General features: G+C 73.3%; 22 protein-coding genes and 2 pseudogenes. 6 read left to right on the forward strand and 18 right to left on the reverse strand.

Features of this window, described 5'->3' with window-relative positions; genetic code table 11:
• Positions 1-39 precede the first annotated feature (39 nt).
• Positions 40-1,179: a HupE/UreJ family protein gene (locus PV410_RS10085; RefSeq protein ID WP_500323733.1), complete on the forward strand. Its 1,140-nt coding sequence runs from the start codon at positions 40-42 to the stop codon at positions 1,177-1,179.
• Positions 1,180-1,215: 36 nt separating this feature from the next.
• Here PV410_RS10085 and PV410_RS10090 read toward each other — a convergent pair whose 3' ends face one another.
• Positions 1,216-2,304, reverse strand: coding sequence for a DNA polymerase III subunit beta family protein (locus PV410_RS10090; RefSeq protein WP_500323734.1), 1,089 nt, complete (start codon positions 2,302-2,304; stop codon positions 1,216-1,218).
• A 234-nt stretch (positions 2,305-2,538) separates the two neighbouring features.
• Here PV410_RS10090 and PV410_RS10095 point away from each other — a divergent pair, with 234 nt between their 5' ends.
• Positions 2,539-3,387, forward strand: a complete 849-nt coding sequence (locus PV410_RS10095) for an endonuclease/exonuclease/phosphatase family protein (RefSeq protein WP_500323735.1) — start codon at positions 2,539-2,541, stop codon at positions 3,385-3,387.
• Here PV410_RS10095 and PV410_RS10100 read toward each other — a convergent pair whose 3' ends face one another.
• Positions 3,388-4,272 carry a metallophosphoesterase family protein gene (locus PV410_RS10100; protein ID WP_500323736.1) on the reverse strand — a complete coding sequence of 295 codons (885 nt, stop codon included), beginning with the start codon at positions 4,270-4,272 and terminating at the stop codon, positions 3,388-3,390.
• Between the two features lie 74 nt (positions 4,273-4,346).
• Complete coding sequence (locus tag PV410_RS10105; protein ID WP_500323737.1) at positions 4,347-4,796, reverse strand: LppU/SCO3897 family protein; 450 nt, start codon at positions 4,794-4,796, stop codon at positions 4,347-4,349.
• 307 nt (positions 4,797-5,103) lie between these two features.
• Here PV410_RS10105 and PV410_RS10110 point away from each other — a divergent pair, with 307 nt between their 5' ends.
• The gene (locus PV410_RS10110; protein ID WP_499515071.1) at positions 5,104-5,382 is read left to right on the forward strand and encodes a hypothetical protein; all 279 of its coding nucleotides are present in this window, start codon (positions 5,104-5,106) and stop codon (positions 5,380-5,382) included.
• A gap of 348 nt (positions 5,383-5,730) precedes the next feature.
• Here the strand turns inward: PV410_RS10110 and PV410_RS10115 are convergent, their stop codons facing one another.
• The gene (locus PV410_RS10115; protein WP_499515072.1) at positions 5,731-6,282 is read right to left on the reverse strand and encodes a glycine-rich domain-containing protein; all 552 of its coding nucleotides are present in this window, start codon (positions 6,280-6,282) and stop codon (positions 5,731-5,733) included.
• 597 nt (positions 6,283-6,879) lie between these two features.
• Complete coding sequence (locus PV410_RS10120) at positions 6,880-7,422, reverse strand: glycine-rich domain-containing protein (RefSeq protein ID WP_499515073.1); 543 nt, start codon at positions 7,420-7,422, stop codon at positions 6,880-6,882.
• Positions 7,423-9,090: 1,668 nt separating this feature from the next.
• Between PV410_RS10120 and PV410_RS10125 the strand changes: the two genes are divergently transcribed.
• Positions 9,091-9,270 carry a hypothetical protein gene (locus tag PV410_RS10125; RefSeq protein WP_500323738.1) on the forward strand — a complete coding sequence of 60 codons (180 nt, stop codon included), beginning with the start codon at positions 9,091-9,093 and terminating at the stop codon, positions 9,268-9,270.
• 47 nt (positions 9,271-9,317) lie between these two features.
• On the opposite strand, the gene PV410_RS10130 is transcribed toward PV410_RS10125, so the two are convergent.
• The 8 genes and pseudogenes from PV410_RS10130 to PV410_RS10165 all read right to left on the reverse strand — a co-directional run bounded on the left by PV410_RS10130 (position 9,318) and on the right by PV410_RS10165 (position 15,654).
• The gene (locus PV410_RS10130; protein ID WP_499515075.1) at positions 9,318-9,881 is read right to left on the reverse strand and encodes a glycine-rich domain-containing protein; all 564 of its coding nucleotides are present in this window, start codon (positions 9,879-9,881) and stop codon (positions 9,318-9,320) included.
• Between the two features lie 597 nt (positions 9,882-10,478).
• Positions 10,479-10,643, reverse strand: coding sequence for a hypothetical protein (locus PV410_RS10135; RefSeq protein WP_499515076.1), 165 nt, complete (start codon positions 10,641-10,643; stop codon positions 10,479-10,481).
• Between the two features lie 169 nt (positions 10,644-10,812).
• Positions 10,813-11,022 (reverse strand): annotated as a pseudogene (locus PV410_RS10140) (ABC transporter ATP-binding protein); the annotation flags it as partial.
• Positions 11,011-11,462, reverse strand: a pseudogene (locus tag PV410_RS10145) (tannase/feruloyl esterase family alpha/beta hydrolase); the annotation flags it as partial. The pseudogenes PV410_RS10145 and PV410_RS10140, both read right to left, overlap by 12 nt.
• An 87-nt stretch (positions 11,463-11,549) precedes the next feature.
• Positions 11,550-12,224 (reverse strand): GAP family protein, encoded by a 675-nt coding sequence (locus PV410_RS10150; RefSeq protein ID WP_499515077.1) that lies wholly within the window; start codon positions 12,222-12,224, stop codon positions 11,550-11,552.
• A 25-nt stretch (positions 12,225-12,249) separates the two neighbouring features.
• Complete coding sequence (locus tag PV410_RS10155) at positions 12,250-12,939, reverse strand: Type 1 glutamine amidotransferase-like domain-containing protein (protein WP_500323739.1); 690 nt, start codon at positions 12,937-12,939, stop codon at positions 12,250-12,252.
• A gap of 219 nt (positions 12,940-13,158) precedes the next feature.
• Positions 13,159-15,045, reverse strand: coding sequence for an ABC transporter ATP-binding protein (locus PV410_RS10160; RefSeq protein ID WP_500323740.1), 1,887 nt, complete (start codon positions 15,043-15,045; stop codon positions 13,159-13,161).
• 273 nt (positions 15,046-15,318) lie between these two features.
• Complete coding sequence (locus PV410_RS10165; protein WP_500323741.1) at positions 15,319-15,654, reverse strand: hypothetical protein; 336 nt, start codon at positions 15,652-15,654, stop codon at positions 15,319-15,321.
• 657 nt (positions 15,655-16,311) lie between these two features.
• Between PV410_RS10165 and PV410_RS10170 the strand changes: the two genes are divergently transcribed.
• Together PV410_RS10170 and PV410_RS10175 are read left to right on the forward strand one after the other, a co-directional pair.
• Positions 16,312-16,854 carry a glycine-rich domain-containing protein gene (locus PV410_RS10170; RefSeq protein WP_500323742.1) on the forward strand — a complete coding sequence of 181 codons (543 nt, stop codon included), beginning with the start codon at positions 16,312-16,314 and terminating at the stop codon, positions 16,852-16,854.
• Between the two features lie 118 nt (positions 16,855-16,972).
• Positions 16,973-17,869 (forward strand): class I SAM-dependent methyltransferase, encoded by an 897-nt coding sequence (locus PV410_RS10175; RefSeq protein ID WP_500323743.1) that lies wholly within the window; start codon positions 16,973-16,975, stop codon positions 17,867-17,869.
• On the opposite strand, the gene PV410_RS10180 is transcribed toward PV410_RS10175, so the two are convergent.
• The 5 genes from PV410_RS10180 to PV410_RS10200 form a co-directional block, all read right to left on the reverse strand.
• A complete protein-coding gene (locus tag PV410_RS10180) occupies positions 17,864-18,724 on the reverse strand; it encodes an alpha/beta fold hydrolase (protein WP_500323744.1) in 861 nt (286 codons plus the stop codon). The genes PV410_RS10175 and PV410_RS10180 overlap by 6 nt on opposite strands.
• Before the next feature lie 56 nt (positions 18,725-18,780).
• A complete protein-coding gene (locus PV410_RS10185; RefSeq protein ID WP_500323745.1) occupies positions 18,781-19,560 on the reverse strand; it encodes a dienelactone hydrolase family protein in 780 nt (259 codons plus the stop codon).
• A gap of 249 nt (positions 19,561-19,809) precedes the next feature.
• Positions 19,810-21,687, reverse strand: coding sequence for a sulfatase (locus tag PV410_RS10190; RefSeq protein ID WP_500323746.1), 1,878 nt, complete (start codon positions 21,685-21,687; stop codon positions 19,810-19,812).
• 149 nt (positions 21,688-21,836) lie between these two features.
• On the reverse strand, positions 21,837-23,243 hold the full coding sequence (locus PV410_RS10195; protein ID WP_500323747.1) for a cytochrome P450: 1,407 nt from the start codon (positions 23,241-23,243) through the stop codon (positions 21,837-21,839).
• The gene (locus PV410_RS10200) at positions 23,240-24,244 is read right to left on the reverse strand and encodes an NAD-dependent epimerase/dehydratase family protein (RefSeq protein WP_500323748.1); all 1,005 of its coding nucleotides are present in this window, start codon (positions 24,242-24,244) and stop codon (positions 23,240-23,242) included. The genes PV410_RS10195 and PV410_RS10200 overlap by 4 nt, the downstream gene beginning before the upstream one ends.
• Positions 24,245-24,414 lie beyond the last annotated feature (170 nt).

The following is a 24,414-nucleotide window of genomic DNA, read 5'->3' on the forward strand; positions in this document are numbered from 1 at the left end:
CGCCCGCCGTTCGCCCCCCCCACCCAGAGGACCGACCTCATGCGTTCCACCCCCGCGCCCCGGCCCTTCGCCGTGCTCCTCGCGGCCCTCGTCGCCGTGCTCGCCGCGGCCCTCGCCTCCGCCGCACCGGCCGCCGCGCACGACGCGACCTCGAGGGCGTACGTCGAGGTGAAGGGCACCGGAAGCCACGTGGAGGCAACCCTCGACCTCGAGTACGACCTGCTCATGAAGTCGGCCTGGCTGTACGAGGAGGCCTACGGCGCGAAGGGCCGCACCGAGCAGCTGCACCAGCTCAAGACCAACGCCGACGCGGTGCACGAGTACGTCACCGGGCGCTTCGCCGTCGGCCACGAGGACGCCGCCTGCTCACCCCGCCCCGCCCGCGACGCGGACGTCCACACCCGCGGCACCCGCCCGTACGCCGTCCTCACCCTGGTCTACGACTGCCCGGGCGGCGCCGGCGGCACGTACACCGTCTCCAGCGCCCTCTTCCCCGACGCCGAGAGCTTCGTGCACAGCACGCAGACGATCGTCCACTACGACATCGACGGCCGGCGGGGCTCCCAGGTGCTGACGGCCGCCGAGCCCACCCTGGAGACCACCGGGCACCACGAAACCCGGCAGATCACCGACTTCTTCCTGCTCGGCATGGAGCACCTGCTGTTCGGCCTCGACCACATCCTCTTCCTGCTCTCCCTGCTCATCGGCGCCCGCGGCCTGCGCGACGTCGTCCTCGCGGCGACCGCCTTCACCGCCGCGCACAGCGTCACCTTCCTGCTGGCGGCCATGGGCCTCGTCCATGTGCCCGGATCGGTCGTCGAGCCGGTCATCGCCGCCTCCATCGCCGCCGTGGCCCTCGCGGGGCTCCTCCTGCGCGACCGCGAGGCCACCGGCCGCTGGCGGCTCCCGGTCGTCTTCCTCTTCGGCCTCGTCCACGGCCTGGGCTTCGCGGGCGCCCTCGGCATCGAAGAGAGCTGGTCCTGGGAACTGCTGCTGTCGCTGCTCAGCTTCAACGTCGGCATCGAGGCCGTGCAGCTCGGCATCATCGCGGTCACGTTCCCTCTGCTGGCCCTGCTGCGCCGCACCCCCGCCCACCGCTGGGCGCTGCCCGCGATGACGGCTCCGATCGTGGTCGTGAGCGTGTACTGGTTCTGCGAGCGGGTGGCCGTGCCGGCGTGACGGGGTGCGGCCGCCGGGTCGGTTGCCCGGAAGCGGTCAGGCCTCCAGGCGGACGGGCATCAGGACCGAGAAGGCGCCGTCGTCCTCCGCCCGGCGGATCGTCAGGGGCGCCGTGGGTGCGCCGAACTCCAGCACCAGCTGGTCTCGGGCCCCGGCGGCGAGGGCCTGGAGGAGGTACTCGCGGTTGACGGCGACGTCGTCCGGGCCCTCATCGCCGTCCTCGCACACGCTCACCGTGCCGTCGCCCGCCACCGTGAGCACGCTGATGTCGGGGGACTTCCCGTCCTGCTCCCGCGCCTCACCGGGGCGGACGGGCCCGGTCTCCAACGCTGCGCGGAGCGCCGGGACCTCGACGAGGACGCGCCGGCCCTCCGGCAGGCGCACGATGCGGCGGTAGTCGGGGAAGTCGTGGTCGAGACAGCGGCCGGCCGCCTGACGGTCGCCTGCCGCCAGGGCGACACGGTCACCGTCCACCGTGAGCTCGACGGACGCCTCGCCGCCGGCCAGGAGCGCCCGCATGGCGTCGGCGAGCGGGGACGGCACGACGACCTGGCGGCGGGGCCCGTCGTGCCCGGTGGCAGCGGTCTGCGCGACGGCCATCCGGTACCGGTCGGTGGCCACGACATGGAGCGTCCCGCCGTCGATGTCGAACAGGACACCGCCGAGCACCGGCAGTTCGGGGTCGGTCCCGGCGGCGAAGCGGACCGCGTCGAGTGCGGCGGCCAGGCCCGGGACGGGGACGGCCAGGCGGACGGTGGCGGAGGCGAGGGATGAGGACATGGGGTTCTCCTTGCGGTCGAGTAGGGCGCGGATCGCGGAGAACTCGACGCGGGCGTCGGACAGACCCCGTTCGAGACGGCGCAGTTGCGCCTGCAGCAGTTTCCTGACCAGGTCGGTATCGGCACTGGACCAGCCGGCCAGCACCAGGCGGATGTCCGCCAAGGGCATGCCGGTCCGGCGCAGCCGTGCCAGCAACCGGGCCTCTTCGAGCTGCTCGGGGCCGTACCAGCGGTAGCCGCTCGACGGTTCCACCCGGGTTGGGACCAGGACCCCGGCGCCGTCGTAGAACCGCAGCGCGCTCACGCCCAGGCCACTGTCCCGGGCCAGCTCACCGATACTGCGCATGTCGTTCTCCACACCCGGGACTCTGCCCCCTCCACCAGGTCGAGGGTCAACCCGCCTGCCCGGAGGGGCCGCGCCAGGCCCCCCACCAGACCGGCAGGTCGGCGGGTTGAACGGGGCGTGACGTCCGGCACCGGGGAAGGGACGTGGTTCTTCACCCGCCCGTCACGCGCCGGCCAGCGGGCCCGACCACGATCGTGATCGTTCCCGAAAGCCGTTCCCAGGAGGACCCCCGTCATGCTGCGCCGGACCCTGTCCGCACTCGCCGTCGTCTTCGCGCTCTCCGCCACCACCGGCACCGCCGCCGCCACTACGGGCAAGGCCCCGGCCGCCGAGGGCCGCGGCGCGCGCGTGCTGGACGTGATGACGTTCAACATCCACCACGCCCAGGGCACCGACGACGTGCTCGACGTCCCGCGGATCGCGGACGTCGTCCGCAGGAGCGGCGCCGACGTGGTCGGGCTGCAGGAGGTCGACAACCACTACTCCGCGCGCAGCGACTGGGCCGACCAGGCCGCCGACCTGGCGAAGCTGCTCGGCTACCACGTCGTCTTCGGCGCCAACATCGACAACGCGCCCCCGGCCGGCAGCGGCCACCGGATCCAGTACGGCACCGCGATCCTGTCCCGCTACCCGATCACCGCGTCGGAGAACACCTGGCTGTACAAGTCGCCCGGCCAGGAGCAGCGCGGACTGCTGCACGCCACCTTGAACGTGCGCGGCAAGGCCGTCCACTTCTACTGCACCCACCTGGCCGCCAGTTCGCAGACCGACCGCCTCCAGCAGACCCCGCAGATCGTGGACCTGATCGGCGACAGGGAGCCCGCCGTCCTCGTCGGCGACTTCAACGCCCTGCCGGACGCCCCCGAGTCGCAGCCGCTGCAGTCCCGCTACACCGACGCGTGGGCCCGTTCGCTGCACGGCCGTGGTGACGGCGCGACCTACCCCGCCGAGGCCCCGACCGAGCGCATCGACGCCATCTACACCACCGACGAGGTCAAGCCGCTCGTCACGCGCGTGGTGCAGGCCGACCCGACGGCCTCCGACCACCTGCCGCTGATCAGCAAGGTCCTGGTCACGCCCTGATCAGGAGCCGGGGCCCAGCCGTTCGACGACCGAGCGGAGCTGGTCGCGGTCGAGCTCGTAGACGGTCTCGCCTGCCCGTGGGTCGCGTGCGTGGAGCACGTGGAACAGCGGGGCGTACGGTCCGCCGAGGTCGACGAGGGTCGCCGAGGCCCCGCGTACCGCCCGCTCGGTGCCCTGCGGGCCGGAGAGGTCGATGCGGCTGAGGACCCCCGGGGTCACCCACACCGGGACCGACCCGAGGTGGCCGAAGAGCTGCAGATGGAAGTGGCCGCACAGGACGAGCCGTACGTCCGTGCCGCGTACGGCGTCCGCCAGTTGGGCCCCGTCCTGCAGCCCGAGGGCCTTCTGGGTCGCGACGTCGAGGGTGACGGGCGGGTGGTGGAGGACCACCACGGATCCGTGCGGCGCGGGCTCGGCCAGCACCTCGCGGAGCCAGCCGAGCTGGCGCGGGCCGACCCGGCCGTACACCTTGCCGGGGACGAGCGAGTCGAGCGTGATGAAGCGGTGGCCGCCGATCACGCTCACGGCGGCCCGCTCGCCCTCCGGGGAGTCGACGACCGCGGTCGCCAGGTCGTCTCCGTCGGCTCCCAGGTGGCCGCTGCCCAGCACCTTGGCGAAGGCGCCGCGCTCGTCGTGGTTGCCGGTGCAGAACACCACGGGCGCCCGCCTGCGCGCGGCGAACTCCCGCACCATCTCGCGTGCCGCGGCGTACGCCTCCGGGGAGCCGTCGTCGGCGACGTCGCCGCTGACGACGACGGCGCCGACGTCCGGGACGGAGTCGAGGGCCGCGAGCATCCGGCGCAGGGACTCCCGTGCGTCGATCCCGCGGGAGTTGGGCCCGTCGACGGGGCCGATGTGGATGTCGGACAGGTGAAGGATCCGCATCCCGACCACGGTACCCACTGTCTGACGCGGCGTCACCGGGGCCGGGCGCGGGCCTCAAGCGTGTCGGCGGGTGCTCACTTCAGGGGCTCCAGGCAGAGCGTGAAGTCCCGGCCGGAGCCGCCCTGGGTGTACCGCCGGTAGGCGTCGTCGCAGGTCCCGTCTGTCCCGGACTGCCGGTCGACGACCTTGAACTGGGCCTTCGCGTCACCGCAGTCCACGATCTCGAACTCCGGGTCCCCGACGGAGATCACGCCCGTGGCCGCCGCGTTCCCGGCGTGCAGGCAGTCGCCCGCGTCGGCGGTCGCGGCGCCCCCGAACCAGGTGGTGTAGCCGCCGTAGACCACGAAGCCGAGCACGACGAGCCCGACGACTCCCCTGACGATGCCCTTGACGCCTATGCGGCGTGCGGGCGCGGGCGCCGGAGGGCCGGGCACGCTGTACGGGTTGCCGGCCGGGGCACCGTACGGCGCGGGCGGCTGCTGGTTGTACGGGTTGGTGCCGGGCGGCGGTGGCGGAGTGCTCATCGCGGTTCCCCCTGGATCTCGTAAAGGCAAGGTCAAGTAGCCGGTGGAAGTTACCACCGGGACCTGCGCGGGGGACCGGATCACCGGAAATCTGTGGCCTTGACGTGACCGTTGGCCACGTCGGCGAGGCACGGCAGGCGCTCCGGGGTCCCGACACCGGTGGACGTCGCTTTTGTCAAGCCCCGAATTCCAGGGGCGTGACGCGACGCACCGGGCCGGGCTCAATGGAGGCATCGGTTCACGCAGAACGGGTGGCCCTCCCGGAACCATCCGGGTTTCCTGTCATCCCTCAGCAAGGAGAATTCTCATGGCCCGCACACCTCGTTCCCGGCGTCTGGCGATCTTCACGGCCTCCGCGGCCCTGGCGGCAGGGGGCGCCCTGATCCCCACCACGGCGTTCGCCGCTCCCGCGTCGGCGCAGACAAGCGCCGTGTCCACCCAGGCACCCCAGCAGCAGACGAAGACCACCGGCTACGGCGGCGACAGCGATTGCTGGGAGTCCGACTACGAATATTGGGAGTACACGGAGTACTGGGACTACACGGATTCCTACGACTACTACGACGGGTACTGGGTTTACTACTGATCCACGGCTGCCCGAAGACACGCGGGTGCCGGCCCGGCGGTGGAGACCGCCGGGCCGGCACCCGTCCTCCGCTGAGGCGGCCTCGACGTGGCCCGCCTTGCGTACGGGCCGACCCCTCCGGCCGCCCGATGCCCTCACGGCATGCGGGCCTGCGCGACCCGGCGCAGAAGGAGATGCGGATATCCGGCCATCCAAGCGACTGGCTCATGCCGGACGGCTGGCCGTCGCGGAAGAAGGCGTCTCAACTCGGGTCGGCGCTCGGGAGATGGCGGCCGACAGCCAGGAAGGCATCTGACGCCTGGCTGCCCGCGCCCGGCGCACCGGATGGTGCGCCGGGCCGCCGGCGGTTTACCACCAGATGACGACGTATCCGGGGCCGCCGTTCTCGCCGAGGGCGGGGAGGCCGATGGTGCGTGCGCCGCCTGATCCGCCGATGCCTGCGCCCTGGGGTGCTGGCTGGATGATGCCGTCCACCGCAGGACGGCCTCCCTGGCCACCCGGCTCACCGATCGGACCAGTGAGGGTGCCGTTTGCGCCGTTGTTGCCTTGGCGGACTGTGCCCTGGCCGGGGCAGGAGGCTGTGCCGCCGGCGCCACCGGGAATGAGCCCCCGCGCGCCGCCTTCGGCAGTCACGATGTCGCCTAGCCCGTTGTCCACCGTGCTTGGTGTGCCGGGGAAGCCGCTCGCAGGCCCGCCCGCGCCTCCTGTGCCGACGTCTACCACGACCGGTGTACCAGACTGGACGGGAAGGACGCACCAGGCGAATCCCCCGGCGCCGGCACCGGCTCCGGTGCGGGCGAAATCGCCTCCCTCACCGCCCCCGCCGGCGCCCCATGCCTGCACGAAGACCGTGGTGACGTCGGCGGGCGGCATGAATTGACCGTCGCTCTGGAAGTCCATCAGGCCGTGGGCGGGGGCGACACCGGGCAGGCCCTGGGGTCCGGCGGGTCCGGCGGGTCCGGCGGGTCCGGCAGGTCCCTGCTGGCCGGTCTCGCCCGGAAGTCCCTGCGGCCCGGCGGGTCCAGCAGGTCCAGCAGGCCCCTGCGGGCCGGGAGGTCCAGGCGGGCCGGGAGGTCCGGGAATGCCGGGGCGGCCCGGGTGACCATAGCCCGGGCGGCTGGGGCAGTAACCGGGGAAGTACGGGAAGAGAAAGCACGGATCAGCGAGGCCGGCTTGAGCGTCAGGCTTCACGGCGGCAGCCTCGCCACCATCGGCGTACGCGGCGCCCGTCAGAGCACTGGACGCCAGGGCCACGCTCGCGGCCGCCGTCAACAGCGCCCGAGGTATGGCTATTCGAGACAACATGTCACCTCCAGGAAGGGGCCCCGCAGCGGGCGGCAGCCGCCGCTATCTGTCATTGACGGCAGCGAGCCACCCGCAAGAATTGCCCTGCATAATTCGACGTGCACTTTCAGTAGCCGACCGAGTGACCCCCGGGACAGCCCCCTGAAGACGCGGCGCCCGGCGCGCCAGGTGGTGCGCCGGGCCGCCTGCGGTCTACCACCAGATGACGACGTATCCGTCGCCGCCCGCCGCACCTGGAGCGTCGGTGTCGCTGCCGCCGTCGCCGCCCTCGCCCGCACCGGTCGGTGCTGGCTGGACCACGCCGTCCACCGCGGGGCGGCCGCCCTGGCCCGGGGCGCCCGGTAGCGGGTTGCCCTCCTGGCCGTCCGCGCCCGTGCGGACGGTGCCCTGCCCGGGACAGACGCCCGTGCCACCGCTTCCCCCGATGAGCAGCGACGCGCCCCCGCCGCCGCTGGCCGACACGACGCCGCCCAGGTTGTTGTCCACAACGGTCGGCGTGCCCGGAGAACCGTTGGCCGGGCCGGCGCCACCGGCGCCGCCGGCGCCGACGTCCACCGCGACCGGTGTGCCCGGCTGGACGGTGAGGACGCACCAGGCGAAGCCGCCGGCGCCGCCTCCGGCGCCGGTGATCGCGCCGCCGCCTACGGCTCCGCCCCCGCCGGCGCCCCATGCCTGGACGAAGACCGTGGTCACCGCGGCGGGCGGCACGAACTCGCCGTCGTCGTCGAAGTCCACCAGGCCGTGGGCGGGGGCGACACCGGGCAGGCCCTGGGGTCCGGCGGGTCCGGCGGGTCCGGCGGGTCCGGCAGGTCCCTGCTGGCCGGTCTCGCCCGGAAGTCCCTGCGGCCCGGCGGGTCCAGCAGGTCCAGCAGGCCCCTGCGGGCCGGGAGGTCCAGGCGGGCCGGGAGGTCCGGGAATGCCGGGGCGGCCCGGGTGGCCGTGGTGGCCGGGGCGGCTCGGGCAGTACCCGGGGAAGTAGGGGAAGAGGAAGCACGGGTCGGCGAAGCCTGTTTCGGCACCAGGCTTTGCGGCGTCAGCTCGGCTGCTGTCGGCGTTGCCCCCGTATGCGGCACCTGTCAGAGCGCAGGACGCCAAGGCCACGCTCGCGGCCAACGTCCACAACCGCGGACCACCTGGGCGCCGCCGTGTGGGCGCCTGAAGCAGGGCTGTTCGGGACAACACGTCACCTCCGGCAAGGGGGGCCCGCAAGGCGCGGCTGACGCCGCTCACCAGGAGAGAGGAACTGTCGGAGACAGCGGCGAGCCCACAGAAAGAATCACTCTGCGCAGCATGTCGCGCACATTAAGTAGCCGACCGGGTGATCGCCCGGCCTGGTGTCGCGGCGCGGCCGGGCTCGCCTGACCAACCGGCGCCCGCGGCGGATGTGCCCGGACCGCGACAGCGAGCCTGCAGGAGGGGGTGAGTGAGCGGCATCGGGACCTGCGCAAAGCGCCCGCCTCCACCGCTGGGACGGGCGCTTCGGGTGCGCCGGGCCCGTTTCACGCCGGGCCGATGGCCACCGCCGGCACGGGTGATCAACCCGTGCCGGCGCAGACCGTACTGTCATACAGCCTGCACTTACGGAGACCGGACAGCCCGCCGGTGTGTGACAACAAGCTGGCAGCGCAGGCGATCTGACGCCCTGCGTCGTCATCCGGGGCCTTGCAGCAACGTCCGGTTTGTTTGAATCCCAGGTGTCTCGGACCCGGTAGCGCCGCGCCCGAAGTGGAACCCAGGCGGAGAGATCGGCTACAGCAGCGGCTTCGATGATGTCCCGGTTCGCCGAGGTCGAAGCGGGTTCGTCCGCCACACGTCAGCGCACCGTGTCGGGCAGGAGGCCCTCCTCGCGGAACTGCGTGCGAGACAGACGCGTGCCAGTTCGACGACACCCACACCGTCGCCGGGATCGTCACTGTCGGCATGAACGCCCGCGGCATGTGGTTCTGCGGCGCCGCCGGGCCGTGGCTGTCGGAATGGGACCGGCGCGTGTTCCAGGGCTGCCAGCCCAGCTACCACATGAAGAAGGGCGGCAACGGGCGTTGGCAGCTCCGCGCCGTCCTTTCCGTCCCCGTCCCAGGGCACTCCTCGCCGCTGGTCGCTACAGCAGTCGCCGAGCGCGCGAACCTCGCCCTCGCCGCCTCCGCCGCCCTCGCCCAGCCCGAGGCCGCGCCCGGGCACCCGGACGTAGCGCCCGGACACGACACCGGCACCGCACCCGCGCCCACCGACCAACCCGTGACCGACATCGCCGCCCTGGCCGCCGCCCTCGTCGGACGGCGGCCTGGTCGACGCCCTCACCGCCGCCATGGCGCGCCGCGACGAGGGGCGCCGCGCCGAAGTCGACGCCCTGGCCTCCCTCGTGGCCGGCCCCGCCCGCACCACTGCCAGCGAAGGAGCCCAGTAATGCCGTGCTCGTGCCAGTCCAAGCGAGAGCAGTTCGAGGTCGTCGCTACGAGCGGCAAGGTCGTCTTCACCTCCGGCAACAAGGCCACGGCCGAGACCGTCGCCACGCGTTACCCGGACAGCGTCCGCAAGAAGGCGCCGGCCGGAGCCAAGACTGCCGCCCAGGCCGGCGGCTCCTGACCGGACGGGCCAGGCGCCCCGGACGGCGTGCCGGGCCCGGTCGCGGTCTACCACCAGATGACGACGTATCCGGAGCCGCCGTTGTCGCCGGTGTTGTCGGCGCCGCCGGTGCCGCCGGTGCCGCCGGTGCCGGCACCTGCTGGCGCCGGCTGGATGATGCCGTCCACTGCCGGACGGCCTCCCAGGCCGCCGGGCGCAGCATTCGAGAACGATCCAGTGCCGCCGGTGGCGCCTTGACGGACCGTGCCCTGGATGCCGTTGCACTCGCCCATGCCGCCCGCACCACCAACTGGGGGCAGGAACCTGCCACCGAGGCCGCCGCGGCCGGCCACGAAATTGCCGAGGCTGTTGATCGCCCCGCTATTTCCGCCGACAAGGCCGTCCGATTGTCCGGACTGGCCCACGCCTCCTGCGGCTACGAACACCGTGACCGGTGTACTGGGCTGGACAGGCAGGACGCACCAGGCGAAGCCCCCGGCCCCACCACCGGATCCACTGAGGGCGGCGGCACCACTCGCACCACCTCCGCCACCGCCCCACGCCTGGACGAAGACTGTGGTGACATTCGCGGGCGGGACGAACTCGAAGGTACCGGGATCGTCGTAGTCCATCAGGCCGTGAGCCGGGGCGACACCAGGGGGGCCCTGCGGGCCGGTCTCGCCCTGCGGCCCCTGCGGGCCGGTCCCGCCCGGAGGTCCGGCCGGACCAGCGGGACCAGCGGGACCAGCGGGACCGGCCGGACCAGCGGGACCAGCAGGCCCGGGAGGTCCTGGCGGGCCGGGAATCCCGGGGCGCCCCGGGTGCCCGTGATGCCCGGGGCGGCTGGGGCAGTACCCGGGGAAGTATGGGAACAACAAGCACGGGTCCGCGAGACTGGTCTCAGCGCCGGGCTTCGCAGCGCGAGCCTGACCGCCGCCGGCGCCCTCGGCATACGCGGCACCAGTGAACGCACTGGACGTCAGGGCCACGCTCGCGGCCACTGCCCACCACGCCCGAGGTATGGCTATCCGGGACAACACGTCACCTCCAGCAAGGGGCCCACAACGCGCGGCGGACGCCGCTCACCAGGAGAGAAGAACTGTCGAAGACAGCGGCGAGCCCACAGCAAGAATCGCCCTACGTAATGTGACGTGCACATTCAGTAGCCGACCGGGTGATGCGGAACTGCCCCGACCTGGCGCGCCACGCGGTGCGCCGGGCCCCGGTGGTCAGGGCCCGCCCGTGACGAGGCCGGCGAGGCCGAAGACGCGCCGGATGTCGCGCCGGAAGACCACGGCCGTCACGAAGACCGCGATGAGCGTCACGTCGATCGGCTCGGCCCCATCGGACAGGCCCGCGAAGGAAAGGCCGCCCACACCACCCGCAGTGGGCACGGCCCAGGTGAGGATCCGTACCCACTCCCGGTCTGACCCCGTTTCGGCGTCCTGCCAGGAATGCGGCGACGACGGTCGGGACAGCCCGCCGCAGGTTTATGACGTTCGAATCGGCGGGCACCGCTGTAGCCCAATCCGTCCGTCCCGAAGCGGGTTTCTCCGGCCCAGGTCAGAGGAGGGTGCCCGGCAGGACGCTCTCCGTGCTGAACTGCGTGCGGTACGACTCCGCGTACCGGCCCTCCGGCGCCAGGAGTTCCGTGTGGGTGCCGCGCTCGACGACGCGGCCGTCCTCGACGACGAGGATGAGGTCGGCGGCGCGCACCGTGGAGAGGCGGTGGGCGATCACGACGGCGGTGCGGTCGGTAAGGGCCTCGGCGAGGATGCTGTCGTAGTCGTCGGGGTAGCGCTGGGCCTCCATGTAGCCCTGGCGTCCGCCGGTGGAGCATCCGGTGAAGTAGGAGGAACGGGAGGCGAAGTTGTTCAGCGGAGTGGTGTTGACCTCACCGTCGCTGTTCAGCGCCCAGCTGACGTCGAGGGCATCACCGACGCCGGCGTCCGTGGTGGTCGCCGCGTAGCCGGTCTTGACGGCGGTGCCCATCCCGACACCGTTGTCCCCGGCGAGGTAGGCGCTGCCGAGTGCCTGGAAGCGGCGGTTCCAGCCTTTCTCGGGCAGCCAGGTGGTCACCGTGGCGTGGTGCCGCCCGCGTCGCGGACCGCCGTCACGGCCTCCACCTCGGTGCCGGCAGCGGCCCGCACCGGCATGGAGGCGCAGTCGAACGGCGCGGCCGAAGCGGGAGCGCGGGTCTCCGTGCCGACCGACGCCTTGGTGTCCGGCCTGGCCGACGCGACCGACGCCCGGCTCTATGCGTAGTTGGACGCGAAGCCCGATTCGGGGCTGCGGGGGCCTCAGGCCAGGCCGCTGATGCCGTCCCCCAGTAGCTTCAGGCCGAGGACGAAGAACAGGGCGGCCATGATGGCGGCGTTGTGCCGGGCGGCCCGGTCCCGCCAGTTGGCGAGGATGCCCTCGGCTCGTTCACCCATGCACAGGTACACGGCGAGCGGGGCGAGGACTCCGAGCGACGCGATGACCACGAAGACGGCGAGCGCCCCGATCTGCTGAGGCACGGGGATCCCTGCCGAGCTGATGGAGGCGCCGGCGGCGATGGTCAGCGGGGCGTTCTTGGCGTTCGCGGCCGAGAGCAGCAGGCCGAGGCCGAGCACCTTCGGCGGGGTGAAGTGGTCGATCGCCGCCATCCACTTCGGCAGCTGCGCCTGTGAGGGGTCGCGTGGACGTCCCCGCCACTGCCGGGCCGCGAACAGGAGGAGCAGGACGCCCAGCGCCAGCTTGAGGGCCCCCACCCACGTGGCCGGGTGACCGTGCGCGGACGCCCCGCCGGGGCCGCCCACCGCCAGCGTGATCGCGCCGAGGACGGCCAGTCCCAGGAACCAGCCGAGGGCGAACAGCGTGCCGTTCGTCCGCCCCCGCGGGGTGGCCAGGACGAGGATGATCGCCACGATGGGGAGCGGACTGACCGCGACAGCGGCGGCCAGGCCGAGCACATCGCCGACGGCGTGTCCCAAGGCGGCCTCCTCGACGGTGGAGAGATCACGTGCGCCGGCCGTCCGGATCGGTGATCGTGCGCGCCGGACCGGCTCCGCTACCGATCGTGAGACGGGGGCCGCGTCGAGGCGCGGTATCCGTGCCGTACGGGTGACCGACGGACGTGGTGTCCCGGGCTCGGCCCTTCCGGCGACGCGACGTCACGGACGCCGTCCCGGCTATGACCCGAACTTCGTCCATTGCCCTTCGGAGACCACCTCGACGGAGCCGTCGAGGACCTTGATGGCCCGTCTGTTCGTCGATGGCGTAGGCCGGGATGCCGATGTCGGCGGCCCAGTGCTCCGCGTCGGCCAGGGTGTTCGTCGGGAAGGCGTCCAGGTGCGGGAAGATCGAGAAGTCGACGACTCCCAGGGCGCGGTCGTCCGGCGCGGACTGCCACTCGACGAAGTACGCTCCGATCCGGGGCGTCATCACCATGCTTCCGGCACTCACTCCCACCCAGACCGTGTCGGGCAGCGAAGGCAGCAGATCGGCCAGCCCGAACTCCCGCATCCAGTGGCACAGGTACGTCGCGTCGCCGCCGTCGACCAGGAGCACGTCGGCCTCCCGGACCCAGGGGACCCATCGCTCCGCGCCGATGGTGGGCAGTGCGGTGAGCTCGAGGACGCCGAGCGACGCCCAGCCCAGGCCGGTCAGGTGCTGCCACCGGGGCTCGGCGGCTGCGAAGCCCCGCACCGATGCCCGACCGCACATCGGGTGACCCCACTGTGCCGTCGGGACACAGAGGGCGTGGCACTCGGCGATCGGCTTGCCGAGAAGCCGCACGAGCGCCGAGTGGATCCTCGGGTTCGTGACGCCGCCTGACGTGAGCAAGAGCTTCAAGGTGCCTCCAGAATCGTGCGCGGAAGGTGCATGTGCCGGAACACCCGGGACCGTGCTGGAACAGCTCAGGCGTCAGCGCAGCGTGCCCGGGAGGAGGCCCTCCTCGCTGAACTGCGTGCGGTACAGCTCCGCGTACCGGCCGTCCGCCGCCAGGAGTTCCGGGTGCGTGCCGCGCTCCACGATGCGGCCGTCCTCGACGACGAGGATGAGGTCGGCGGCGCGCACCGTGGAGAGGCGGTGGGCGATGACGACGGCGGTGCGGTCGGCGAGGGCCTCGGCGAGGGCTTCCTGGACGGCGGCCTCGGAGGTGCTGTCGAGGTGGGCCGTGGCCTCGTCCAGGATGACCACGCGCTGGCCGGCCAGGAGCAGCCGGGCGATGGTCATGCGCTGGCGCTCCCCGCCGGAGAGGCGGTAGCCGCGTTCGCCGACGACGGTGTCGAGGCCGTCGGGGAGTTCGGCGACCAGCCGGTCCAGACGCGCGCGGCGCAGCACGTCGCGCAGTTCCTCGTCGGTGGCCTCCGGCCGGGCGAGCAGCAGGTTGGCCCGGATCGTGTCGTGGAAGAGGTGGCCGTCCTGGGTGACCATGCCGACCGTGGCGCGCAGGGAGGCGGCCGTCAGGTCGCGGACGTCGGTGCCGCCGACGCGGACGGCGCCCCCGTCGGCGTCGTACAGGCGGGGCAGCAGCTGCGCGATGGTCGACTTCCCGGCGCCGGACGAGCCGACGAGCGCGACGGTGTGGCCGGGTTCGGCCCGGAAGGAGATCCCGTGGAGGACCTCGCCGCCGACGCGGGTGTCCAGGACCGCGACCTCCTCCAGTGAGGCCAGCGACACCTTGTCGGCGGACGGGTAGCCGAAGCGGACGTCCTCGAACTCGACGGCGACGGGCCCGTCCGGCACCGGGCGGGCGTCGGGGCGGTCGGCGATGAGGGGCCGCAGGTCGAGTACCTCGAAGACCCGCTCGAAGCTGACCAGGGCGCTCATGATGTCGACGCGCGCGCCCGCGAGTGCGGTCAGGGGCGCGTAGAGGCGGGTCAGGAGGAGGGCGAGGGTGACCACGGAGCCGGCGTCGAGGGCGCCGGTGAGCGCGAAGTGGCCGCCCAGTCCGTAGACCAGCGCCAGCGCGAGGGCGGAGACGAGGGTGAGGGCCGTGATGAACGCCGACTGTGCCATGGCGGTCCGCACGCCGATGTCCCGTACCCGCCGGGCACGTTCGGCGAAGCGGGCCGACTCGTCGGCGGGCCGGCCGAAGAGCTTCACCAGGGTCGCGCCGGGTGCCGAGAAGCGCTCGGTCATCTGGGTGCCCATGGCGGCGTTGTGGGCCGCGGCCTCGCGCTGGAGGCGGGCCATGCGGGTGCCCATGCGGCGCGCCGGGACGACGAAGACCGGGAGGAGGACGAGGGCGAGCAGGGTGATCTGCCAGGACAGGGTGAGCATGACGCCCAGGGTCAGCAGGAGGGTGACGAGGTTGCCCACGACGCCGGAGAGCGTGTTGCTGAACGCGCGCTGGGCGCCGATCACGTCGTTGTTGAGACGGCTGACGAGGGCGCCGGTGCGGGTCCGCGTGAAGAAGGCGACCGGCATGCGCTGGACGTGGTCGAACACGGCGGTGCGCAGGTCGAGGATGAGGCCCTCGCCGAGGTTCGCGGACAGCCAGCGGTTCAGCAGCCCGAGGCCCGCCTCGGCCACGGCGATCACGGCGATCAGCACGGCCAGCGTGGTGACCCGGCCTGGGTCGCCGCCGGAGACGATGGCGTCGACGATCCAGCCGGCGAGGACCGGGGTCGCCACGGCGAGCAGCGCGGTCACGGTGCTCAGCAGGACGAACTGGGTGATGCGGCGCCGGTGGGGCCGGGCGAAGGCGCCGACGCGGCGCAGGGTGTCGCGGGCCAGGGGGCGTCGGTCCTGCGTGGCGTTCATGACGCTGTGCAGCTGGGTCCAGGCCGTGGTCTCCATGCTCATGCAGTGACCGTAGAACCTCGACCGACCTTGAGGTCAAGCGACCCCGCGAATGCGCCGGATCCGGGGTGCCCGCACCCGGTCCGGTTACTGGATGTGCATGACGACGTGCCCGAGGCGATGCTCGCCTCGAGGGGCGGCTACGGGCTCGACGGTCGGCTCCGGCTCCGCGGGCTCCTCCCAGCCGTGGCCCCCGGCTTCGCCACGCCGCCGCCCTCCCCTGGGCGCCGACGCGGCCCGCCCGGCACCGTGGGCGGGCCGCTTCGTCGTCCCGGGCTACGTCACGGGCAGGAACGGCTTCTTGCAGTGCATGCAGATCATCTGCTTCAGCCACTCCGCACGCTTGCGCTGAGAGGTCTGCTCCTTGCCTCGCTCCCGCGTACCCCACACCGCCCCGCCGACCGTCACGAGCAGCCCCAGCAGGATCACCCCCGACACCAGCAGCGCCACCCCGAACCCGGCCACCAGCAGCGGCCCGATCAGCGCTGCCTTCTCCTCCGCCGGTTGCGCGAAATCCTTCTTCAGCGCCGAGCCCGGATCCATCGTCGCCACGTACAGCTCCAGGCTCTGCACCTGAGTCGACCCGCATCGCTTGCACTGCAACACCGCCACCGCATCCCCCGATCCGTCGACAGACAACGAGAATGCGGGTTACCCCGCCAAGTCGACAAGATGACAAAACGCCTCGCGCGGAGGTTGCGCGGCCCGGGGATCACCCGGTCCGGCTACTGGATGTGCATGACGAGGTGCCCGAGGCGAGGCTTGATGCGGGCCCGCCGCTGTCCACGACCGCTCACTCTCCCCAAAAGCGGTAGCTGCCGGCCGTCGTGGGCCGTTCCTGGAGGTGACGTGGTGTCTCGAACAGTCATGCCCCGCGTGTTGCGGGCGGTGGTCACGAGCGTGGCCCTGGCGGCCGGTTCGATGGCGGGTGCGGCCGACGCGGCCGGTGCGGACGGTGGTGCCGCCTTCGAGGCCGGCGAACCTCTCGTCGGGAAGCGTGCGGCCCAGCCGTGCTCGTCCTTCCCGTACCTGCCCTGGCACTGCCCGGGCCGGCCCGGCCGCCCCGGTCCACCGGGGCCCCCTGGTCCGCCGGGACCCTCCGGTCCCTCCGGCCCTCCCGGTCCGCAGGGACCCGCCGGCCCCGCCGGCCCTCAGGGTCCGCAGGGCGGGACCGGTCCGCAGGGACCCGCCGGGCCCGCCGGACCGGGAGGTCCCCAGGGGCCCGCCGGGCCTCAGGGGCCGCCCGGAACCGCAGCCGCCCACGGCCTGGTGGACTTCGACGACGACGGTGTGTTCGTGCCCCCCGCCGCGGTGACCACGGTCTTCGTCCAGGCATGGGGCGCCGGCGGGGGTGGAGCCGTAGGCGGCGGCGCGATCACCGGCGCCGGAGGTGGCGCCGGCGGCTTCGCCTGGTGCGTCCTCCCCGTCCAGCCGGGCACACCGGTCGCGGTGGACGTCGGCGCCGGCGGCGCCGGTGGCGCCGGCGCGGCCAACGGTGCTCCAGGGACGCCGACCGAAGTGGACAACAACCTGGGCGGCGTCGTGTCGGCCGGTGGGGGCGGGGGCGCGTCGCTGCTCCTCGGCGGCAGCGGTGGCACGGGCTTCTGTCCCGGGCAGGGCACCGTCCGCATGGGCGCGGACGGCGGGATGGGCAACCCGCCACCCGGCGCCCCGGGTCAGGGCGGCCGCCCCGCGGTGGACGGCGTCGTCCAGCCCGCTCCGCCCGGTGCGGGCGAGGGCGGCGACGGCGGCAGCGACACCGACGCTCCGGGTTCGGCGGGCGGCGACGGATACGTCGTCATCTGGTGGTGACGCACCGCCCTCCGGTCCGAGTGCGCCCGCCCTCGCCTCACGGCCTCCCCGGGATTCCGGCCGGAGATCGATATCCTCGCGTCCAGTTCGGCGGACCACCTTCTCCAGGGAGAAGCTCATGCCACATTCGGGAGAGACCGCGGACGCGATTCCCCGGCCGCAGCGGTTCGCCGACGTCGAAGGCTGGTTCTGGCCGGTCGACCAATTGCTCTTCGACTGGTTCCTGCGCCGGCAGAGCAACCTCGAACACCAGGGTGACCTGCTGGAACTCGGTGCCTACATGGGGAAGAGCGCCATCTTCATGGGCGGCTACCTCCGTCAGGGGGAGCGGTTCACGGTGTGCGACCTGTGGGATTCCCCGGCCGTGGACGACCCCAACAGCGCCGAGATGAATTCGGCGTACGCGACGCTCACCCGGCGCGCGTTCGAGGCCAATTACCTGTCGTTCCACGACCGGCTCCCCACGATGGTGCAGGCCCCCACATCGGTGATCACCTCGCACGTCGGCGCCGGGAGCTGCCGCTTCGTGCACGTCGACGCGTCGCATCTGTACGAGCACGTCTCCGGCGACATCGCGGCCGCCCGCGAGCTGCTCGTCCCGGAAGGCATCGCGGCCTTCGACGACTTCCGGAGCGAGCACTGCCCGGGAGTCGCCGCCGCCGTGTGGGCGGCGGTGGCGACGGTCGGACTCAAGCCCGTCGTGGTCACGAGCACCAAGCTCTACGGCACCTGGGGGGATCCGGAGCAGGTCCGCGAGGAGCTGCTGCGGTGGCTGAGGACGCGCCAGGACCTGTGGCACGCCGTGGACCAGGTGGCGGGAGTGCCCCTGATCCGCATCAGGGGCACGAAGGCGAAGTCCCCGGCTCTGCCGGTCTCCCGCCACGAGCCGGTCAACGGGTACCCGTCCCCGTTCGGGGAACGGGCCTCCGCCGCCCGCCGCCTGGCCAAGGACCTCGTCCCTCCGGTCCTGGCCCGCGCCGTGCGGTCGGCGTGCCGCCGGCGCCGGACGTCATGAGGTGCTGAGCCCGTCCTCACCCTTCAGGAACGCCGCGACGGACGTCACGAAGCGGCCGGCGTCGTCGAGCCAGGGGAAGTGCCCGGCCCCGGGCTGGACGACGAGCCCGGCGTCCGGGAACAGCGCGGCGAACTCGGCGACCGTGGCCGGGGGCGCCCCGAGGTCGACCTGCCCGGCGAGCAGGAGGACCGGTGACGCCAGCCCGGCGAGCGCGGCACGGGTGCCGTCCGGGTCGAAGGCGCCCTCGGCACCGAAGGCGGACACGACCTCGTCGCTCATCTGCTCCCGTTCCGCCGCCTGGTGGGCCCGCGCCACCTCGTCCCAGCGGCCGTAGGAGAACGGCGCTACGGCCTGCCACCGCTCGGCGGTGGCCTCGCCCGCCACGATCGCCTCCAGGGCCGCGAACGCCTCCGGGAACCACGGTTCGTCCCGGCGCAGCAGGGCCGTCTCGCGCCGGAGGCCGCCCGTGATGGGGAGGCCGACGGCCCGGACGCTCGGCGTGACGAGGACGAGGCTGCCGACCCGGTGCGGATGGCGGCCCGCGTACTGCGCGGCGAGGTTGGCCCCCGCGCTGTGCGCGAGCACGTCCATCCGGTCGAGGCCGAGGTGCTCGCGCAGGGCCTCGACGTCGTCGACGAGCCGGTCGCAGCGGCAGGAGGCGATGTCCCGCGGCATCGCGGACCGGCCGGTGCCCCGGAGGTCCAGCCTGATCAGCTGCTGGTGCGCGGACAGGCCGCCGAGGTCACCGAGGTACACGGAGTCCTGCGGCCCGCCGGGCAGGCAGAGCAGCGGGCGGCCCGAGCCGAGGACGTGGTAGGCGAGCTCGGTGCCGTCGTACGAGGGGAAAACGGGCATGGCGGAGTTCCTTTCGGCGGTGCTGGGGGAAGCGCGGTACCGGTGGGCCCGGAGGGTCAGTGGTGTGCCTGTCGCGCGCCGGGGTGGTCCCGGACCAGACGGCGGGCGAAGAAGCGCTGTTCGCTCTCCACCTCGGACGTGGGCAGCTCCATGTGCCGGCCCGGGTTGGCGCGGAGCGTCTTGTCGCGGGAGGCGAAGGCGTCGAAGAGGGCGAGGGACGACGACCGCGGCACCAACTCGTCGTCCCACTGCAGGAGGAAGCGGACCGGGACGGTGATCCGGGCCGCCGTCCCGGCCAGGGACTGGTGACCGAGCAGCCCGAACACGGCGGCGGTGATCCGGGGTTCGGCGGCCACGAGCGGTACGCCGACGGCGGTGCCCAGCGACACGCCCCAGAACCCGACCGGGGCGTCCGGGCCGACACGGCCGTGGGCCTGCAGGGCGTCCAGGGTGGCCCGCCACTCCGGGACGGCGCGGGTGGCCAGCGCCGCGTTGTGGGCCGCGATGAGCGGGGCGACGGGCCCGCCCGAGGCCACCGCCTCCCTGATGCGTACCGCGGCGGCCTCGTCGGCGGCGGTCCGCGGGCGGTCGCCGTGCCCGGGTGCGTCGATGGCGGCGACCGCGAAGCCGCCGGTCGTCACATGGTGGTGGGCGCGGGCCAGGAGGCCCGGGGCCTTTTTGTCCCGGCCGCCGCCGTGGGCCAGCAGGATCAGCGGGCGGTCGCCCGCCGCGTCGGCGGGGGCGTCGGCGGGGGACCAGAGCACGCCGGTGATGTCGCCGAGGACGAAGAGGTGTTCCGAGACGCCGTTCGCGGTCGTCTCCGAGAGGAAGCGCATGGCTCGATGCCTTTCGGGATGCCTTCGGGCACTCCCGGGGACACCTGCGTCAGAGGGTCCGCGCAGCCGTGCGGGAGGGGAGCACCCGGCCTGTTACAGCGTTGATGGGTCTCACCTCCTCGGTCGTCACTGCACGGTGACGCTATCAGGCCCGTGATCGTGGGGCAGCCGGTTTTCCCGGCCCCTTCCCGGCCCCTTCCCGGCGGTCCCGTCGCCCCCCGGCGGTACGGGGGGCGACGGGGAGAAGCGCTAAGGCTGTCGGGAGGTGAACGCGGTCAGGAAGCGGTCGCGGAAGGCGTCCATCCGCCAGACCGGCGCGTCGTGTTCGGGCTGCAGCCCGTCGCTCCAGCCCCAGTCGGAGACCTGGTCCAGCACCTTGGGGTCGTGGGCGACGATCGCGACCGGCACGTCCCGGCTGGCGTTGACGCCGACGACCGTCGACACCGGCTGGTGGTCGCCGAGGAAGACCAGCACGGTGTTCTTGTTGCCGTACTTCGTCACGAAGTCGATGAGGCTGGTCAGCGAGTACTGGATGGCCTTGCTGTACTCCTGGCGCACCTGCTTGGGGTCCTTCCAGACCTCCTTGGGGTCCTTGCCCTCCTTCTTGATGGCGTCGTAGACCGAGCCGTCGCCTACCTGGTCCCAGTCGATCATGTGGGGGATCGGCGCCCAGGGGTTGTGACTGGAGGCCAGGATGATCTCCGACATCATCGGCTGGTTCGACGCCTTCCCGTGCTCCAGGCGCTCGAACGCCGACAGGGTGTACTGGTCGGGCACCGGCGACCAGCTGAACTTGGGCCCCTGGTACCCCATGGTGCGCGAGTCGTGGATGTGGTCCAGGCCGAAGAACTTGCCCTCCGGCCAGGCCCGGGTGACGCCGGGCATCATGCCGACCGTCCGGAAGTCGCCGGTGCGCTTGAAGGCACTGGTGAGGGTCATCCGGTCACTGGAGCTGACGTAGCGGTAGCGCTGCTGGTCCGGGACCCACAGCCCGGACAGGAAGGTGGTGTGGGCGAGCCAGCTGCCCGCGCCGGTGACGGGGGAGGTCAGCCACCCGCTGCGGGCGGAGAAGCCCGCGTCGGCGAGCTGCTTGGTGCCGCCCCGCAGCACCGCGTCGACGTCCGGCGCCATCGCCGGGTTCTCGACCGCGTCCCGGCCGTAGCTCTCGATGAACGTGAAGATGACGTCCTTGCCGCGCAGCCCGGACAGCAGCCGGTCGGACGGGATCTTCGCGAACGGGTCGTTGGCCACCTTCTTGGCGAACACCTTCTGGTCGGCCAGGCCCTGCTGCACCATGTCCACCTGGCCCCGCACCCGCAGGCTGGCGTCCTTGGCGGCGAAGTTCAGCCCGGAGACCTGGAGGCCGAGCGTCGCGCACGTCATCCAGACCACGCCGGCCACCAGGGTGCCGCGGCGTGCCACCGAGGGGTGCCGCACCATCACCTTGCACAGCCGCACGATCGCCAGCGGCATGAGCACGAGGAGCGCGAGGACGGCGAGCAGGGCCCCGGCCAGGGCGCCGTACGCGGTCGTCGCCCCGGCCGAGTCCTTCAGGAACGACAGCCCGTCGGAGAACAGGGGCCAGTCGAACAGCAGGTAGAACGGGCGTTGCAGCGTCTGGTAGAAGCCCATGTCCACGCAGTTGAGGACGACCAGCAGGCCGAGCAGGACCCCGCTGAGGACCGCCACCACGCGCCGGGGCCTGGGCGGCAGCACGAGCAGCAGGGCGGCCAGCAGGATCGGCTCCGCCGGGACGCGGACGAAGCGGGAGGCGGTCAGGTAGGGGAGCCGGTCGGGCATCAGGAAGGCGAAGAGCACCAGGGCGGCGGCGAGGATCGTGAGGCTCCACGACACGGCGCGGGTGACGTCCGGGTGCCGCTCCCGCCATCGGGCGAGGGCGCTGCCCGCGGCGGGAGCCGGTTCGCCGGGGGCCTCCTCGTGGGCCTGCTCGTCGTCCGCCCCGAGGTCGGGGGCGGGAGCCGCCTCCGTTTCGGGCTCGGGCTCCTGCTTCGCTTCGGGCTCGGTCTCCGCCGCCGCCTCCTCCTCCGGAGCGTCGCCCGGGGGTGGTTGCTCCGTCGTGTCCGCCTGGTCCGTTACCGGTCGCTGATGAGCGCTGGAGAGCGACAACCCGAAGTTCCTTCCAAGCGAGCCACAGTGATGGGGGCGACCCCCGCTGGAGGAGCTTGGGCCACCGACAAGCCTGTACGGCTCGCCCCACGCTCCGGTTCACCCATCTCCCGTACGTCGGGAAAACGGACCATTGCATGGGGATGTCTTTACGGAAGCGGGAGGGTCTCCACCTGGGCGTCCTCGCGGGGCACGCACCGCATCGGCATCGCGGTGGGGTGGACGACCGCGCCGCGGGCGAGTTCGCGCACGTGCGGGCCGGCGTCCGCCGGGCGCAGGCGCCACCGGGCGGCGACGGTGGCGACCTGGATGACGGCCTGCGTGAGGGCGAAGACGTTCCCCGGGCACTGGCGGCCGCCCGCGCCGAAGGGGATGGACGCGGCCCTGGGCAGGCGCGCGGCGCGTTCGGGCAGCCAGCGGTCGGGGTCGAAGGCGAGGGGGTCGGGGTGGAGTTGCGGCAGGTGGTGCAGGACGTACGGGCTGAACAGCACCGTCGCGCCCGCCGGGACGGCGACGTCGCCGAGGAGCACCTCCTCCGGGGAGAGCCGCAGGATGATCCACGGCGCGTACCGGCGCAGGGCCTCCTGGACGACGCGCCGGGTGTGGGGGAGGTGGGGCAGGTCCTCGAAGACGGCCGGGCGCCCGCCGAGGACCCGGTCCGTCTCCTCGTGGAGCCGGCGCTCCACCGTGGGCTCGCGGGCGAGTTCGTGGAAGACCCAGGCCAGGGTGGCGCCGGTGGTCTCGGTGCCTGCGACGAGCATGTTGACCAGCTGGTCGTGGACCTGGTCGTCGGTCAGCCGCTCCCCGGTCCCCTCGTCCGCGGTGAGCAGCAGGACGGAGAGCAGGTCGCCGTGGTCGGTGCCGTCGGCGCGGGCGGCCTCCACCACGTGCCGGGTCGCCGAGCGCAGACGCCGTACGGCCCGGTCGAAGCGCCGGTTGGCGGGGGTGGGCAGCCGCAGCAGGGCGTCGGGGAGCATGGAGCGGCGCGGGATCTCGTCCAGGACGACGGGCAGCGAGCGCTGCACCTCGGCGACGGCCTCCGCGCCGAGGTCCGAGGAGAACAGCGCCCTGGCCACGGTGGTGAGGGCGAGCGCGTTCATCTCCTCGTCCACGCGCAGGATCCCGCCCGGCCGCCAAGCGGCGGTGCGCTCGGCGGCGACGGCGGTCATGGTGGCCGCGTAACGGGCGATGCGGGCCCGGTGGAAGGCGGGCTGCATCAGCCGGCGCAGCCTGCGGTGCTCGGCGCCGTCGGCGGTGCCGACGCCGGAGCCGAGCAGAGGGCGCACCTTCTCGATGAGCACGCCCTGGTCGAACCGGCCCGCTTCGCCGACCAGCACGGCGCGGACCAGTTCGGCGTCGTTGACGACGTACGCGGGCAGGCCGCCCAGGCGGATGCGGACCACCGGGCCGACGGCGGGGAGCGAGCCGAGGAACTGCAGGGGCCGGCGCAGCAGTGCCGGGCCGTGGCCGAGCAGGGGCAGCGCACCGGGGGCCTCGGGAGCGCGCCGCACGGCGGAGGGCGCGCCGGCGGTCGCGGTGGTGGGGATGGGGGTCACGGCGTCCCGTCTTCCGTCGGGCCGGCGGTCGCTGCCGCCGGCGGGGCCAGAGGGGCGAGATGGGTGAGATGGGTGAGCGGGGCGAGGTGGGCGCGGTACCAGGGCGCGGCGGCGGCGAAGCGGGTGGCGAAGGCTCCCGGGGTGTGTCCGGTGCGCCGCCAGACGCGGCCGCTGTCGTAGTGGTGGTCCTGGCCGAACAGCGCGAGGTGGCGCAGGTCGCGGGGCCGCCCGGCGAGGAGCTCGCGGGCCTCGTCGTACGTGAGGTCGGCCGCGGGGGCGGGCACGCCCAGGTGCTCGGTGAGCGCCGCGGTCAGGTCGCGCACGGCGACCGGCTCCGGGTGGCCGACGTGGTGGACCTCCCCGCCGGGCACCGGACCCCAGTCGGCCACGGCCAGCGCGGCGATCGCCGCCGCCAGGTCCTCGACGGCGACCAGGGAGAGCAGGGCCCGGCCCCCGTCGACGGAGACCGGGAGCGCGGTGAGGGTGCGCACGAGCTGTGGGACCAGCCATCGGTCGCCCGGCCCGTACACGAACATCGGCCGCAGTACGACGCCCCCGGCGGCCCGGACCGCGCGCTCGCCCGCGAGCCGCGAGCGGCTGACGGCGGAGACCGGCGCGGGGACGAGGTCGCCCTCGGCGGCGCCGCGGTGCGGTCCGTCGCCGTAGACGGCGGCGGTGCTGAGGTGGACGATCCGCCGCACCCCCGCACGCCGCGCCTCGGCGACCAGGGCGGCGGTGCCCCGGTCGTTGACGAGGCCGCAGGCCCGGGGATCTTCCTCGTCCACGGTGCAGGCCAGGTGGAGCAGGGTGTCCACGCCGTCGCAGACGCCGTGCAGGGTGCCGCGGCGGGCGAGGTCGGCGTGGACGAGGCGGGCCGCGGGGTCGGCGACGGGCGGGCGGCGGTGCGTCAGCAGCCGCAACTCCACCGGCTGGCGGCGGAGTAGGCGGTGGACGGCACGGCCGGTGAAGCCGGCGGCGCCGGTGAGCAGGACGGTCCTCATCGGGTACCTCCGGGGGCGGACGGGAAGCCGACGGCGCAGGCCCTCGCCGCGGGCATCGGCTGGGCGGCGTTGCGGTGGCGTGGGAAGCCCAGGGCCGCCATGACCTGCAGGGCGCAGGGCGGGGCCGTGGATGGGCGGCGGTGTCCCGGTGGCCGTAAGTCCGGTCGCGG

This window comes from Streptomyces sp. PA03-5A, assembly GCF_033792725.1.
Lineage (GTDB): Bacteria > Actinomycetota > Actinomycetes > Streptomycetales > Streptomycetaceae > Actinacidiphila.